General features: G+C 46.5%; 12 protein-coding genes and 1 pseudogene. 3 read left to right on the top strand and 10 right to left on the bottom strand.

All coding sequences use genetic code 11. From position 1 onward, the window contains the following. Window positions 1-196: 196 nt before the first annotated feature. Entirely contained in the window at window positions 197-1,504 is a 1,308-nt protein-coding gene (locus tag MIC7113_RS31930) for an NF041680 family putative transposase (protein WP_015180559.1), read from the top strand. Between the two features lie 77 nt (window positions 1,505-1,581). Further along, window positions 1,582-1,758, top strand: a pseudogene (locus MIC7113_RS35225) (four helix bundle protein); the annotation flags it as partial. A 177-nt stretch (window positions 1,759-1,935) separates the two neighbouring features. On the opposite strand, the gene cas6 reads toward MIC7113_RS35225, so the two are convergent. From cas6 to MIC7113_RS35210, 4 genes are all read right to left on the bottom strand, one after another. Beyond that, entirely contained in the window at window positions 1,936-2,775 is an 840-nt protein-coding gene (cas6, locus tag MIC7113_RS35680; protein WP_015186248.1) for a CRISPR system precrRNA processing endoribonuclease RAMP protein Cas6, read from the bottom strand. A 570-nt stretch (window positions 2,776-3,345) separates the two neighbouring features. After that, window positions 3,346-4,065 (bottom strand): glutathione S-transferase, encoded by a 720-nt coding sequence (locus tag MIC7113_RS31920; RefSeq protein ID WP_015186247.1) that lies wholly within the window; start codon window positions 4,063-4,065, stop codon window positions 3,346-3,348. A gap of 82 nt (window positions 4,066-4,147) precedes the next feature. Then, entirely contained in the window at window positions 4,148-6,355 is a 2,208-nt protein-coding gene (gene cas3, locus MIC7113_RS31915) for a CRISPR-associated helicase Cas3' (RefSeq protein ID WP_226883735.1), read from the bottom strand. A 51-nt stretch (window positions 6,356-6,406) separates the two neighbouring features. Beyond that, complete coding sequence (locus tag MIC7113_RS35210) at window positions 6,407-7,120, bottom strand: DEAD/DEAH box helicase (RefSeq protein ID WP_071884149.1); 714 nt, start codon at window positions 7,118-7,120, stop codon at window positions 6,407-6,409. Window positions 7,121-7,162: 42 nt separating this feature from the next. Here MIC7113_RS35210 and MIC7113_RS31905 point away from each other — a divergent pair, with 42 nt between their 5' ends. Continuing rightward, window positions 7,163-7,783, top strand: a complete 621-nt coding sequence (locus tag MIC7113_RS31905) for a Uma2 family endonuclease (protein WP_015186246.1) — start codon at window positions 7,163-7,165, stop codon at window positions 7,781-7,783. A 138-nt stretch (window positions 7,784-7,921) separates the two neighbouring features. On the opposite strand, the gene MIC7113_RS31900 is transcribed toward MIC7113_RS31905, so the two are convergent. From MIC7113_RS31900 to crn3 (MIC7113_RS31875), 6 genes are all read right to left on the bottom strand, one after another. Beyond that, window positions 7,922-8,542 carry a hypothetical protein gene (locus tag MIC7113_RS31900; protein WP_015186245.1) on the bottom strand — a complete coding sequence of 207 codons (621 nt, stop codon included), beginning with the start codon at window positions 8,540-8,542 and terminating at the stop codon, window positions 7,922-7,924. A gap of 230 nt (window positions 8,543-8,772) precedes the next feature. After that, window positions 8,773-11,733 carry a S8 family serine peptidase gene (locus MIC7113_RS31895; RefSeq protein ID WP_015186244.1) on the bottom strand — a complete coding sequence of 987 codons (2,961 nt, stop codon included), beginning with the start codon at window positions 11,731-11,733 and terminating at the stop codon, window positions 8,773-8,775. Window positions 11,734-12,135: 402 nt separating this feature from the next. After that, window positions 12,136-12,351, bottom strand: coding sequence for a hypothetical protein (locus MIC7113_RS31890; protein ID WP_015186243.1), 216 nt, complete (start codon window positions 12,349-12,351; stop codon window positions 12,136-12,138). Window positions 12,352-12,509: 158 nt separating this feature from the next. Continuing rightward, window positions 12,510-13,097, bottom strand: coding sequence for an HD domain-containing protein (locus MIC7113_RS31885; protein WP_015186242.1), 588 nt, complete (start codon window positions 13,095-13,097; stop codon window positions 12,510-12,512). 313 nt (window positions 13,098-13,410) lie between these two features. Beyond that, the gene (gene crn3 / locus MIC7113_RS31880; RefSeq protein WP_015186241.1) at window positions 13,411-14,313 is read right to left on the bottom strand and encodes a CRISPR-associated ring nuclease Crn3/Csx3; all 903 of its coding nucleotides are present in this window, start codon (window positions 14,311-14,313) and stop codon (window positions 13,411-13,413) included. 75 nt (window positions 14,314-14,388) lie between these two features. Next, on the bottom strand, window positions 14,389-14,718 hold the full coding sequence (crn3, locus tag MIC7113_RS31875) for a CRISPR-associated ring nuclease Crn3/Csx3 (protein ID WP_015186240.1): 330 nt from the start codon (window positions 14,716-14,718) through the stop codon (window positions 14,389-14,391). Window positions 14,719-14,765 lie beyond the last annotated feature (47 nt).

Genomic DNA, 14,765 nt, shown 5'->3' with positions numbered 1-14,765 from the left:
GCAATGAAACTGACATGAAATGATACAGACTTAAGCTCAAGCCGGGATGATTGCCCAGAACAAAAACTCTCGCGTGTGTCTCTCCGGTTCTGTGTTTCCGTGTCTACCCTAATCAAGAGCATCCAACCTGACATGTATAAGTCATGGGAAAGGGGAGAAAATGATAATTAACCAAAATCGATCATTTCTCCCCTGCATGAACTATAAACAACTTCAAGAATTTCGCCAACAAGTTTACGACTTAATTAACTTCGCGCAGGATGCTACTTTTGAGTTGACTGATGCTGTACTCACAACTCGCAATGTCTATAGCCTAGCTGAATTTTCTTTAAGTCCCTTTTTTCGACGGAAGTGGCCGAGCATATATGAAGCTCTACAAGACTGTAGACCGAATCGCAACAAGTTAATGCGCCTGTATATCAAACAGATACTAGTGCAGGAGCGCCCCGTTTTAGCCGTAGATCATACGGCTTGGGCAAGAGTTCATTCACCAACATTGCAAGACCGTACTTACTGCCATCAGCCAAGTGCGATCGCTTCCAACAAACCGATTAGTATCGGTCAAGGATACAGTACCATAGCTTGGATACCCGAACATAAGGGCAGTTGGGCATTACCTTTGAGACATGAGCGGATTACCAGTTGGGAGAATCCGATTAGCAAAGCTGCTTGGCAAATCAAACAAGCTTGTAAGTATTTGCCACTACGTCCGATGATTTTACTCGATAGTGAATATGGCAATGCTTCCTTGCTCAATCAAACAGCCCAGATAGAAGCCGACTTTTTGATGAGGATTCGTTCTAATCGTTGTTTATACTCAGCACCTCCTGCCTATACAGGTAAGGGACGACCCAGAAAACATGGTCAAAAATTTAAGCTCAACGACTCATCAACTTGGTGGGAAGCTACTGAAATGGTTGAAGTTGAGGACTCAAGGTTTGGGCAACTTCGAGTCCGGATGTGGCAAGACCTGCATTTTTCTGGTAGTGCTTCAATTGCTATGCAATTAATTTTAGTCGAACGTATCCTGCCGGAGCAATCACACTCAAAGTCTCAACCGTTATGGTTGGTGTGGGTAGGTCAGGAAATGCTGCCCCTGCCTGAGATTTGGCGACAATATTTACGTCGCTTTGCTGTTGACCACTGGTATCGTTTTCTTAAACAACGATTACATTGGACAGTTCCTCAACTGAGTACTCCATGCCAATGTGAAAGGTGGAGTGATTTAATGCCCATATTGACTTGGGAATTATGGTTAGCTAGAGACTTGGTGGCACAACACCACCTTCCTTGGCAAAAACCCCTGTCAAATTTAACTCCTGGGCGGGTGGCTGAGTCGTTCGCATTACTTTTACCGGAGATTGGCACACCGGCTGTCTCTCCCAAACCCCGTGGAAAGTCTCCGGGTTGGCAAGCCGGGAACAAACGTACTAAAAAAACTCGTTACCCAGTAGTGAAAAAAGGAAAAACACCACACAAAAAACGGACAAAAAAAGCTGCTTAATCTCTATTTTTTCTCTGGCTGTTCTTCTTTCTCAGCTTTTGTTATCGCTGAGTTAGTTTGTCGTAGTCTAATCTCCAGTAAGTGATTGCGAAGCAGAAGCGGCTGAAACTCAAGTTTGGATAAAGTTTGCTGTCAAATGCTCCTATTTAGACATAGAACAAGGAAGGCAACTCTACGGAACTTACAATCAGATTCTGAGCGGTTTAGTAAACATGATTAACAATCCAAATAAATGGGTTATCGGTGAGGACTAGAGACAAGAGAGAGGTTTGTTATGAGATATCAACAATCTGCCCCCCTGTCCTCCTTGTCCTCCTTGTCCTCCTTGTCCTCCTTGTCCCCCTTGTCCCCCTTATCTCCCTTGTCCCCCTTGTCCCCCTTGTCCCCCTTGTCCCCCTTGTCCCCCTTGTCCTCCTTGTCCCCCTCGTCCCCTAATGACTTCGCAAAGCGACGTACCCCATTCCCATCGCCGTCTTGCGTCCAACTCCAGCAAACTCGGCAAAATGAGCTAGGATAGTCGCTACCTTGGCCTGTTCGGGGTCGTTGAACCGATATCTCGCCCACCCCGTTGTTCCAATTTCCGCCGTACCATTAAGGGTTAGAGTGCGAGTTTTTAGGTTGTAAGCAGAAACGACGCCCTGAATGGAAGTGGGTAAATAAACTTTTACTGCACTGGCTTGCAGGGAGAGTTTACATCCCGTGGCGGCAAAAAATAGCTCAGCGACTCGTTCAGTTGCGGTTTTCAGTGTCGAGCGATCGCTCTGGCTAAAGGCTTGGAAAATAGAGGTAAGTAAGATGCCATAATGGTCTCGCAATTCCCATCCGATTAGCCAGAGTTTATTGTGGTTTTTGTCATGGCGCATGGAGGTGAGAATGGCACTATTCTGTGTGCTGGGATGGGGTGGTTTTGGAGTGTCTTCTCCGGTTTCTCTTCGACCGTGGTTTTGATATAAATACTCTCGGTAAAGCTTGCGAACTTCTCCCCATTCGACAACATCAAAAATAGGGGTTTCAGGAGGGAGTTGGCTGCGGTCGGTTTTCTTGCCGCAGACAGGTGGAAATGGATTAGTGTAGGCAAGGAGGGCAATGGATTCTAAGTTAACAGGTTTTTTGAATTGGATGCGATAATGTGTTCCTTCGTCAATCAGTTGGATGGATGGGTTTTGTTGAGTTTTCTTGAGGGCATATTCTGCAAGAAGTGCTAAACCTAGCATGAGAAAGGTATCGGCATAGGTGCCGAATTTTTTGCCCACTAACAGGCTTTTTATCATCTGTAATGCTGCTCCATTGCTGGAGATTTATCTTGAACAGTATTCTACTCCCCTCTGGAAGAGGGGTCTTCCAAGTTGGGGATTGGGGAGGCTTTCGGATAGTCTATATATATGAAGAAGATTTTTTGGGCGAGATTCGAGTAAATTAAGCTTTGTCATCTCGACAAGATTAGGAAGTTGGCTTATCCTGAGGACAGCAATAATTTTCGTGGGTCAAAGCGAGGGTGAAAAACCGGAGAGTCCCACGAAAAACGCCAGAACCTTGACAATTAAAGAGTTTGAGCATTTTCAGTTGCTCAGTTAATGAGATTATGTTTCAATTAGTGGGGCTGAAATGAGGGTGAAAAAGAGTCCCACGAAAATCTTTTGTAGAACCCTCTGTCCGTCAAGGTTTCAGATGGCGGACTTTCCACGAACTTAATCCCCGCAAGGGGACTGAAACACCCCACCACTTACCTCCTCTAAATCTTCATTAACCCCTCTTTTCACGAACTTAATCCCCGTAAGGGGACTGAAACTTTTACCAGTATTCAGCAACAAACAGCAGAACTAGCGATACTTCCCGCTTAATTAATAGGGATGAGCCTGGAGCCAAGCTGCAATATTTGGTGTCTCGCTCACTGTCTTTTTCAACGCCTCAAGCTTTGGATATGACTTGAGCAGTTCTTTGGGGAGCCGATAAGGCCCTGCTGGCTCCGGAATGTAGAAGAATGTAGATGGGGTTGTCCAGAGGGAAGCCGCTTCATCTAATGTAGAAAGAATGTCAAACACCGCAAGATCTGCCCACGTCAGCTCTTGTCCCACAAGGAAGGTCGAGTCTTGATTTTGTGTAATTAGAAGCTCAAACCTTCTCAAGTGCATGGGTACAATCACGGCAAAGTACTCATCCAATCGCTCCAGCCTCACCGCTGCATCCCTCATTTTCATGATAAGCTGACCCTTCTCCACCACCCGGTCAACATAACACCCGTACAGAAGGTCTAGCAGATCTCTCCATGCATCAACCACCATATCTGATAAAGCTGCCTGTACGCTGTCGCAAGGGTACAATCCGGCTTCTTTTGCCGCATACCGAGTGATCGCGCATGACTGGCTGATCAGGGTTCCACCAACTTCGAGAATAGGGAGCTGACCGAAGGGCAGTTCTCCATTGTCCCGCATCTGCACATATTCCTGGAAAGAAATTCTTCTATCTTCAAATGGGACACCGCCATAGATGAAGATGAGACGAACAAGCTCGGCTCTACCCTTCCCATCACCGAAATACAGTAAGATTGGGTGCTTGTTCATCAGGCTTGGTCTTGTATTGCAAAAGTTTAGCTTCCCAACTCTAAGCCAGTAACTTGAAAAACTCAAGTCGTCAGGTCAGCGATTAAGACTTTGCTTCGATGGCTCTTTTAACTGGAAGCAATTGAACCGATCGCTGATCGCATAGTCGCAACGCTCTAACCACCAGCGAGTACAATTGTAGGTACTCAATTTGAGCTGTATCAAATCGATTCAAGTCAAATTCCTTAGTAACAGCGTACACTTCCCGACTCAGATTAGCAGGTTGCAGCGGTAAAGTTTCAGGCAAAAACCGAGCCATACTGCGCCAACTCGAAGCGATCGCATATCGAGCCTCTGGATGCAATAAAATCTTCCCCACCTTCGCCACATCCCCCATTTTCCATCCACCCGCCCAAGCCGAGTGGTGACGCCCCGACGCCATCATGATAGCGTGACAAATATATGGAATCTGTTCGCTATCCGCCCCAAAGCGATCGCGCAGCAAGGGGAACAGAGAGTTTTTCAGAATCTCCCGCGACAGGAACGCACTCTCTACCGCATGGTTGGGACGCTTGTGTTTCTTTTCATAGGTTTTGAGTTGGTCGCGTTGTGCCTTATCTTCTGGGTCATAATCAGTATGAGCCAACAGGTGGGAACGGGGATTTGTGCCGTTGAATGAGGAATGTGCGATCGCCTGCCACCCCCGCATCACCTCTTGCCACTTCACCTGAAGCTTACCCAAATCGTGAGTCAAAACCGCAAAAAAGACCAGATATTCAAATAGAGCCTTTGCCTCATTTTCACTGGCATCGGGAAAAATTTTAGCTTGAATAAACTGCCCACCCGCCTGCAACAGTTCATCCCGCACACTGCTAATTTGAGTCTCCACTAATTCCCCATTTCGCTTCAGCGTTGTAGGGAACGCTTCCCGCCAGCACTTCCACATCAACACCAAATGTCCCACATAAGTATCCATGCGATAACAGTACTCACTCTGAAGTTTCCGCTTTGGCTTATCGGGTGAGGAAAAGCGATTGCTAAAGACATCAGGACCAATCAATAAACCAATTTGGTCATCGTAATAGACATAGCGGGGATTAACTAGAATCCTGACACTATTAACCAGAGATTCGCGAGAGGTAATTGGAATACAAACAGGCTGACTATAAGTTTCTGTCGCTCTCCCTTTGGGATGTTCAATCCGTTTAAACATCCAGTCAATTTCATATCCTAAATTCTTCACATCTTGCCAAACTTTACATAGCGTAGAAATCGGGACAGAAAACGCCAACAACTGCTTCGGGTCAATTGGTTCCTCATCCAGAAAGATAGGTTCTTCCCAGACAAACACACTCCGGGCATCCACAAACCGAATTAACTCATTAGCCGTCGATTCATCTCCTCGAAAACAAGCCGCATTAAACTGCTGCTCAAAATTCATCTGATTATTTGCCCTACGCTCTTGTTGCAGCAGCGTTTCAGGAGTGTGAACCTTGTTAATCCACTGTTCTTCTATCCGAAAGCCAACATTTTCATTGATGCGCTCGGATGCCGTATGCTCTTGTAAAACCGCCCAAGTTAATTCGCAAATCTCATTGGTATAAGGCAAGAAACTTTGCTTCTTTTCAGAATAAGTTGCATTCATACATAGTATTTTCTCTCCCTTGTCCCCCTTGTCTCTCCTATCTACTAAGTTTGAACACAACTCGGTATCAGTTGAGGTTTCCAATTCATCCTCCAAATCAGCTTCAGCCAATTCAGCATTAACTGAGTTAACTTGAAACGACCGATAAACGTAAACTTCACCCCGTTCGCCCCGAAATCTAGCACAACGTCCCGCCCGTTGCAGCAGAGAATTCATCGGGCATAAATGCGTGTGCATTACTTCGCAAGTAATATTCAATCCTGCTTCAATCACCTGAGTAGAAATCAGAACGTGGCAGGTGTTATCCTTATCCTGTTGCCAGTTTTGAGCAAACGTTTCTTTCAGGTAAGCTTCTTTTTTAGCTCTATCTTCAGGTAAAAAGCGGGAGTGAAGCAGGGTAATTGTTAACTCCCTGTCTTGATTGAGCTCGTCTAAATCTCTAAACAATCCCTGAGCTTGAGAGACTGTATTGCAGATAATAATAACTCGCTGGCGTTGATAGTGTTTGATATCATTGAGGATAAATTCAGCCGTCAGGGGTTCAGATATCCCTCGAAACGTCCGACAGCGGTTTCCTTCAATCTCCTGTAAATCAGCATCTTCTACTCTAATAATTTCCATATTTTTTAAGTATTGATTGTTAATTGTTAATTGTTGATTGTTCATTGCTCATTGCGTTTTGTTCATTGCTCATTGCCACCAACCATGAACCATGAACTATGAACCATCAATTAATCGTTTAATCTGGGTGGCAAGTTCATCGGTTAACGTCGCGGTCATCAACAGAAATGGTGAAATACCTTTGACTTGTTCCAACACTTTGAGGACGGTAGCAAAAGAACGGTCTGGGTCGAGTAAGTGCAGTTCGTCAAAGACCAGATAGGAGGCAAAAATCGCCCCGGCGTTGACGTTGGCAGAACCGCGACCGACTGAGTAGGGGATATTGAGGAAGCTGCTTAACATCTGGTCGATCGTACAGAACACGATATCACCCTCAAATCTAGGGTCTTCTGGGTTCTCTCCCGTTTGCAGTGTTACTACCAAAGGGCGAGAGGGTTGTTGATGAGACACGGGGACACGGGGACAAGGGGACGCGGGGATGTCTGTATAAAACTCTCCGCGTCGCCGCGTCTCCCCCTCTCCGCGTCTCTCTTCAATAAAGGTTTCCCAAGTTCTCGCTAACGTTTCTGCCCGCTGGCGTAAACTGTTGGCCAGGGTTCTCAAGGGGACGACGTAAATTAGCTTGTTGGGGAAGTCGCACTGTAGGGTTTTGGCGAACAGGAAAGGTGCGATCGCGGTTTCGGTTTTGCCGGAACCAGTGGGGGCGCGGAGGATGACATCTTGGCGGTTGAGGAGATGTGCGATCGCTTCTCGTTGGAATTGGCGTGGGGGGAATCCAGTTAGGGTTTGAAAGAATTGGGCAATGGTCATAGATACAATAAAATTAGCTATCTTTCCTGTTCTAGAAAAATTATGTTGCTTACTCAACGTCGCGCTGACCGAGTTGTTTTACATAACATTAGTTGGCAACAATTTGAAAATTTATTAGTTGATTTGGGCGAAAGCCGTGCTGCTAGAGTTGCCTATGATGATGGAACGTTAGAAATTATGACCCCTTTACCCGAACATGAATATTACAAAGAAGTGATTGGGGATTCTATCAAAGAAATTGCAGAAGTTTTAGACCAAGACTACGAAAGTTTAGGTTCAACAACTTGGAAACGGGAAATCAAGAAAGCTGGGGTAGAACCGGATAACTGTTTTTATTTCCAAAATGAGCCAAGAATTCGGGGCAAGTTAGAATACGATCTCAATCAAGACCCTCCTCCAGACTTAGCGCTAGAAATTGATGTGACGAGCAAGTCTCTGAGTCGCTTTTCCATCTATGCTCGTTTAGGTGTACCGGAAATTTGGTGTTATGACTCCGGTGAATTGAAAATTTACCAGCTACAGAATGAGGGATACATAGAAGTAGAAACCAGCTCGGTATTTCCTACACTTCGAGTTCAAGAACTGCCTGCAATTATCGAACAATACCGTCCTCAAGGGAGACGAGCAATCCGCCGAGCGGTGAGGGAGTGGGCGAGAGAATAGGGGGACAAGGGAGACAAGGAGGACAGGGAGGACAAGGGAGACAAGGGAGACAAGGAGGACAAGGAGGACAAGGGGGACAAGGGGGACAAGGGGGACAAGGAGGATTTGGCGTAATATGTATGTCCTCAAGATTTAAAATTAAGCCGCTACTTTCTCGTCAAGTTGCAATTCACACTGGCGGAAAATATAGTTAACAGCGGCAAAGAGCTTATCTAGCTCCTGAATGCTGTAAAGGGTAATATTTCTGGTAAAGATATCGGCTTTCAGCTTACCGAATTGCCAGATTGCTCCGTTAGAAACAATCCCGAAAACTGTCATTTGCGGGTCTTCATTCAGTCGTTGCGCGGCAATCATTTCAGCGAGACACTGACCCCACCCTTCTTCAAACTTATCTTGTTTGGCTTCGACTAAAAGTAAGTACGGTTTGTCAAAGACAACTTTTCCCAACGGTGAGCGTTTCGCCAAGATATATTCGGGAAAGCCTGAAAGATTTTCATCATAGGTGAGTGACTCGTGACTCCACAACAGGAACTTGCTGCGATAGCACTTCCAGACTTCTTTCAAGACGGGATAAATTAAATTTTCACAAATGGCAAATTCTGAGTTATCAACGACTCCTTCCCGCATGACGGTTTGTAAGTCTTCTCTGAAGTAGTCGGGGATGTTGAATTCTATTTCATTGATGAACTCTGCTTCGGTGTATTTAACCTGAAATTCTTTGACAACTGCACTGATGCTCTTGTAACTACTGAAAGCCATATTGACCTCGCGATTAAGCATTCAAGACTTGTTCCGGTCAGGGTTAGCCTATCATCTGCTTCTATAACTGTAGTGAACAAATTTACTGGTGATTTGAGAATGTATTGCCTCTTTCCCAGGCCATACTAATACTTCCTCCTCCACGTAACGGGCAACAACAGCGCTCACACTCCGTTGAGAAAGAAGAATGAGCGCTCAACCCTTAATCAACAACTATCAATTAATCAAAGCTACAGGTAAATGAACTTAGCGTTGCTATAGGCAGGAGTACCGGGCCTGACATGGCGCAGATGAAATGACATTGCAGGATTACCCCAATTCGATTCGGAAACCAGGAACGAACCATCGGAGTAAACAGCTTCCACAAATCCGACGTGACCGACACTCCCAGCATCAGCAGTATAAGCCTCCCAAATAATAAAGCTATTAGCTCTGGGTTGAAATTGCACGCGGTCTGCATAGCCAGCACTCCTGGCATTATTGTCCCAATCCCCCGCATTACCGCGAATGGCACCCCCAATGCCACTACTCCCCTGAATCAAGCCTTTCTCCAAGGCGCGACCAAAGGCATAGTCAGTACACCACAGATAAGTTCCTCCCGTCCCGTTAGCGGCGGCAAATTTATTTCCACCGCTTTGGTAAAAGCTAGATTGCGGATTCACTCCTAAGTTTTGTCTTTGCTGATTTACAGGCAAGTTGAGGAGGTTGCCAGGGCCGCTTCCTCCTGGGCTAGGAAGCGGTTGAGGGGTCGGAGTAGGCTGAGGATTGGGGTTAGTTGGGGTTGCTACCTCCGCCGGAACCAGAATTTGCTGACCTGCATCAATGACATTGGGATCGGCAATGCCATTTTTCTGGGCAATAAAGTTGTAGTAGGGGGCAGAGCTATTTCCCATTGTCGTTTGGGCAATCTCACTCAAGGTATCTCCAGACTGAATGGTGTAGGGTACCCAGTTGTAGTATTTGCCCATGAACTCAGTTGGGGCTGATATTCCAGTGGGAATTAGGATTTGCTGACCGGCTTGGAGTAAATGGGGATTGGCGATGCCGTTGTGTTCGGCAATAAAACTGTAATAAGGTGCAGAACCGTTGCCCATTGTTGTTTGGGCAATCTCACTCAAGGTATCTCCCGACTGAACTGTGTAAGGCACCCAGTCATAGTATTTGCCTCGAAACAGGGCAGCAGTCGGTCGTTCTGAAGCCGTACTTGGCTCGCTCCAAAATTCAGGAAGGGGAGCAACTGGTAACGGGTCAGACGCTAGGGGAGTTGTTGCTTGTGCCAGATACACCGCAGCTACGGGATTGAGCAACCCAGCACCCGTTTCTGTATCCGCATTCGGTACGTTCAGGTCTGTGGCAGTCGATTTAAGAATCTCAATCACTTGGCGATAGCTTAATTCGGGATTCGCTGCCCAAACTTGAGACAGCGTTCCCGTTACTTTGGCAGCAGCAATAGACGTTCCCGCCATTGTTCCCAAGCCGTCTCCTACCGTGGAGAGCGTTGGATTGTCCGGCGTACCACCATCAGCCAAAATATCTAAACCAGCACCGTAGCTCGAATACCCCGTCCGGTCAACCCCTTGAGCCACCGACACGAAGCGATCGAAGTTTTCGGCAGCCCCCACAGTGATAATATTGTCAAAAGTTTGGGAAGCTTGACCTAAAGCCGACATCGCACCACCCTCATTCCCAGCAGCGGCGACAACGATGACTCCATTTTGGTGGGCGTATTCCAAAGCTGCCCATTCTTGGGGAGTGAACTCATCGCGGGTTGTCACGCTGCCATCAGGATTTACCTGGGTTAGGTCAAAGCTAAGGTTGACTACGGCATTGGGTTGTTCGGAGGTTTTGGCTGTGTCCACAAACTCAACGAGTGACTCCGCCCATTGACCCGAACCAACGGCTCGACCTAGCCAAATGGGTGCATTATCATTCACGCCATCAATTCCAATGTTATTGTTTTGAGTCGCGGCAATAATGCCTAGAACATGAGTACCATGCTCATTCCCCTCACCCGATTGCAATAATGGGTCGGCATCACCCTCCACTCGGTCTTGTCCCAAACTAATTCGGCTGTAGTCAATGTCGGGATTATTGACAGCAAAACCCGTGTCGATAATGCCTACTAGCGGTTGAGCTGATTGAGGAAACTCAAACTGTATGGGATTGACGGGAGTCGTAGGAATGACGGGTAAATTTTCCGGGATAACTCCAGAGTCAGTGGGTGCAATATAGGGTTGAATATAGGACAGCAGCGCCTGACCCATGTTAGTGGTGCGCCAATCTTTATCCGAGGCAATTACATCATCAAGTCGAGTTGCTTGTCCGGTGGCACCCCGTACCTGAAAAACAATGTCATTGTAGTCACGGTCTGACCCTGTATCGACCCGCAAATCTTCAAACACAAACGTATTGCCTTCTCCAGTGACATCGGCAATTTGACCAACGTGGAAAGCATCGTTAGGGTTAGCAGTTCCCAAAGAGAACAAAGGACGTACATTACTGCAAAGTTCGGGATTGTCAACTACCTGCTGCACGGTGCCATTGGGTACAAGCATGACCCCAAATTGCTCCCCTGGATTTAGTGAAAAGGTTTGAACGCCTTGGTATTGTCCAGAATTAAAATTGGCTTCATGAGGCAGTGCACCACTAAACCGCGCCCCTTCTACAGCGTCAGAAATGACCACATAACCGAGTGAAGAATTACTCAGTGCCCGTCGGGCCGCTTCGGCAATAAAGCCTTCTGACCCTGGTTCGTATTTATCCATTCCCTCCAAATTGAAGATGGCTAATTCTCCCTGATAGTCACCACCATCAAAGAGAAAATCAATTCCAACTTCCCCAGTATTTCCGACGGTAAAGACTCCAGAATTAAAAATAGTTTGACCCGTTAATAAATCGGGAGATAAGGCAATCGGTTCAGTTACACTGCTAACAGTTTCTAGGGTCAAGGAATCAGCGCTTGACGAGAGAAACAACGAGTCAGGTGGAACGAGATTGTCAGTGATGCTTACTGCCTGAATTTCAAGGTTGATTGCATCTTGAGAGAAGCCTACATTTGGAGAAATATTCAGAGCTGATTGAGGAGTAATCAAATCTGATGATTCTACCGAGCTACCGAAATCGCTGGTGGAGAAAGTTACAGACGGATTCAGAAGGTCTTGAGAATTTGTTACCAAAGAGTCGTCAATCATTGTCTTGAGGTAAATGCTTTAGTGTGAAATGTTTGTTCGATTAATTTGCCTATTCTTAGACAAATTCAGTTGAGTATTCAGGAGCTGGAAAGGCAGAGATTAGGAGTAATAATTGAGCGGTAGTTATGGCAAATCACCCTGGATTAGTAGTACTTCAGTCCTTGAATAAAATACTTTGTATTCAACATTTGAGATTCTCCTTTCTAAAAACAAAAGGCTGGAGAAGCGGATAACTTTCATCCACTTCACCAGCCTCGTGAGACTCACACCCATCAGGGGCTAGATATTTGCGTTCGCTATTTATTTGGTTTTCCTATTGCCTCAAGGTGTAGCCAGTCCTTTCAACTGTGCTGTACTCCCTTGGGCTATTCCTGAAAAAACTTGTTTGGCTGCTATTTGGAACTAGCGTGAGTTCCACTCTTCAACGTCTGCGTCAGTAAAGACATAGCGGTAGTGTGTAGAACCGCGTAAAATCACTCGGATTTTATTTGGGTTAACTCGTTCACTGTCAATCTCAATATGTCCGAATCCTGTTTCTTTCCAAGTTTGTAGCAAGGTCGTTTTGCAGCGCTCAAAAAGCTCGTCAATAGCCGTTAACGTGGAGGCATCAGGGGGCATAATTAACTCCTTCCTCTGGAGAGCAAGCTCTTATTCAAAAGACACAACATTATTGTGGCATGGGGTTGGAAAAAGCCTTTTCCAAAAATCTCAAGAGTTCTGCTACTATTTCCATCAGGATTTGAGGAGAGTTAGCCAGGAGTTAGCGCTAGGAAAAGTTATGACTCTCCCAATTGCTCCAACTCTCCAACTACCCGTGCTAATTCCTCCACCATCGGCGTCGGAGCAATCTCGCGATACATCTTAAGTAAAGAATGGTAAAACCACAACATCCCCTCTTTCCCCGTACTAAACACCGACCAAATCGCCTCCCCTTGCTGGCGGTAATCTTGCACAATAGTACGAGCATTGTGCAGCTTATCCGCTAACGCTACCCGACGCACTGCGGGTGAACCCTGACGCAATTGTTCGATATAGTGCTGTTTGCGCTCATACCAAGGAGGCTTAATCTCACTATCAAACTCCGTGCAACCATCGACAATTGCCCCCACTCGTTCTCCAAACAAGCGGTAAATTTCCGCCCTGGTCGCTTTCCCGCCTTGGTCTTCCACGGCATCATGGAGTAACGCCGCAATGGCTTCATCTTCATCCCCCCCATCTTCCAGCACCAAGGCTGTAACACTCAACAGGTGAGAAATATAAGGAACACCCGTCGCCTTGCGAATCTGTTCAGCATGAAGGCGAGTCGCGTACACGAGCGCGTTTTCAAATCGTTCCGTTAGTTTAACTGTGGCTTGTTGTAACATACAGCCGTTCTCCTGATAAAATCCACGACTGATGCATCCCTGCTCATGAAATCAGTGTGAGTTCGACAATTCCTCTTCTACTCTTAAGAGGGGGCTAGGGAGAGGTTCATTAAACTCTTGCAAAAGTCGAATTTACCCCCCTTAGTCCCCCCTTATCAAGAGGGGAAACTAACTCCCTCCCTTTAATAAGGGGACCGGAGCTTTAGTGAGGATTGGGGTGGCGTGCTTGGTATTGTTACAAGAGGTATATTGAACTCACGTTCAACCCAGCTTATATCTTCGACTGTCTGCCTCAGTATTAATTCCATCAACCTTAGCGCCTTGCTAAATTCAGCACCCCTTGCAGTAACTCATCCGGTACTGAAAGTGTCTCACCCCGTTCCCAAGGGCCAGCAATCATTTCCAAAAACTTCTGATTCGGCAATACCTCTAACCGCTTCTCCCGCACACTGTGAATCACTGCTAGAGGTTTGAGTCCCCCCCGCTTGCCGCAGAAATCATGCCATTTGGAAATCTCCTCTGGCTTGCTACTAATAATGATGTAGTGGGTGCAGCGGTGCAACAAAATCACATCCCTTGGCTGGGGCATTCCCCCAAAATCCACCAACACCAGTTCCATCACTTCCCGTACATTACTGACTGCATCAGCATGGTAGAGAAAGAACTGTTCCGAACCTTTGGCGCGAGAACGGGTACTCAATTCCTCAGCCAGGGGTCGATTCTTCATCTGAGCAAACCAGTTTCCTTCCCCATCCCACTGCGCCCGCTGCAAGAAAATCTTCTTATCGGATGCCTCTTGTTTAAGATTGCAAGATAAAGCATAGCAGAGAACGCTCTTACCACTATCTGGAGGGCCACCAATTAGGATGGCAGAACATTGGGATTTATTAACCAACTCAACAGCATCACCGACTCTCATCTGTGGGCAGCGACTGGCGACTACAACAAACGACCCCAAAGGCACGTTATAGCACCCTATCCAAGGGGCTGAAGTGCAGCGCTTCACCAAGTTGCTGTAAAGCCAAATCGGTGCCGAACCCCACAACACAACCCCTTGGTTTAAGTCTAAATCTGCTGGCAACTCTAGCTTAGCCAAGGTGGCAGGTTTCAGTTCGGGTACGGTAATATCTATCTCCAGACATTGGTAACAATTCCCATTTCGGGCAGTAACTTGAGTGACTGTGAGTTGTAACGGTTTTTTGGAAGTGGCAATCATCTTTTTTTAAGTTAAAAGGCAAAAGTTAAAAGGCAAAAGAAATGTCTTTTTACTTTTTACTTTTTACTTTCATAGCTACTTCGGCAGGCTTAACTTTAAAACCGAACCCACAGAAACACCGCGAGTATGAGCTTCTACCACGACCGCCCCTTCCAAGCGTGGGTCGTAGCACGCCACCCAAGGGGTAGCATGACATTCGTGGACGAGGTAGCCATAGAGCCAAATGGGGCCTCTGCCTTCCATCACAACCCCTTGACTGGAGGCTATCCCTTCAGGCAGCTTCAACCCTTTTAAATCTTCGGGTTCGATGATGCCATCTGGACTAGTCAGGTGAATTCGCAGGTGCTGATAGGCTAGTCCGTCTGCGGTTTGGTGGGGAATGAGTTCAAGTTGAATGGCACTCATCAGTAGACTCAGTGATACGAATACTGGTACTCTAGCAAATAGCTGGA

The sequence above is a fragment of the Allocoleopsis franciscana PCC 7113 genome, from assembly GCF_000317515.1.
Lineage (GTDB): Bacteria > Cyanobacteriota > Cyanobacteriia > Cyanobacteriales > Coleofasciculaceae > Allocoleopsis > Allocoleopsis franciscana.
The sequence above is the reverse complement of the archived record's forward strand: the minus strand, read 5'-3'. Positions and strand labels throughout refer to the sequence as shown.

Coding starts and splice junctions, on each gene's coding strand:
- MIC7113_RS31930 (WP_015180559.1), top strand. CDS start 197: ATGAACTATAAACAACTTCAAGAATTTCGCCAACAAGTTTACGACTTA.
- cas6 (WP_015186248.1), bottom strand. CDS start 2,775: ATGATAAAAAGCCTGTTAGTGGGCAAAAAATTCGGCACCTATGCCGAT.
- MIC7113_RS31920 (WP_015186247.1), bottom strand. CDS start 4,065: ATGAACAAGCACCCAATCTTACTGTATTTCGGTGATGGGAAGGGTAGA.
- cas3 (WP_226883735.1), bottom strand. CDS start 6,355: ATGAACAATCAACAATTAACAATTAACAATCAATACTTAAAAAATATG.
- MIC7113_RS35210 (WP_071884149.1), bottom strand. CDS start 7,120: ATGACCATTGCCCAATTCTTTCAAACCCTAACTGGATTCCCCCCACGC.
- MIC7113_RS31905 (WP_015186246.1), top strand. CDS start 7,163: ATGTTGCTTACTCAACGTCGCGCTGACCGAGTTGTTTTACATAACATT.
- MIC7113_RS31900 (WP_015186245.1), bottom strand. CDS start 8,542: ATGGCTTTCAGTAGTTACAAGAGCATCAGTGCAGTTGTCAAAGAATTT.
- MIC7113_RS31895 (WP_015186244.1), bottom strand. CDS start 11,733: ATGATTGACGACTCTTTGGTAACAAATTCTCAAGACCTTCTGAATCCG.
- MIC7113_RS31890 (WP_015186243.1), bottom strand. CDS start 12,351: ATGCCCCCTGATGCCTCCACGTTAACGGCTATTGACGAGCTTTTTGAG.
- MIC7113_RS31885 (WP_015186242.1), bottom strand. CDS start 13,097: ATGTTACAACAAGCCACAGTTAAACTAACGGAACGATTTGAAAACGCG.
- crn3 (WP_015186241.1), bottom strand. CDS start 14,313: ATGATTGCCACTTCCAAAAAACCGTTACAACTCACAGTCACTCAAGTT.
- crn3 (WP_015186240.1), bottom strand. CDS start 14,718: ATGAGTGCCATTCAACTTGAACTCATTCCCCACCAAACCGCAGACGGA.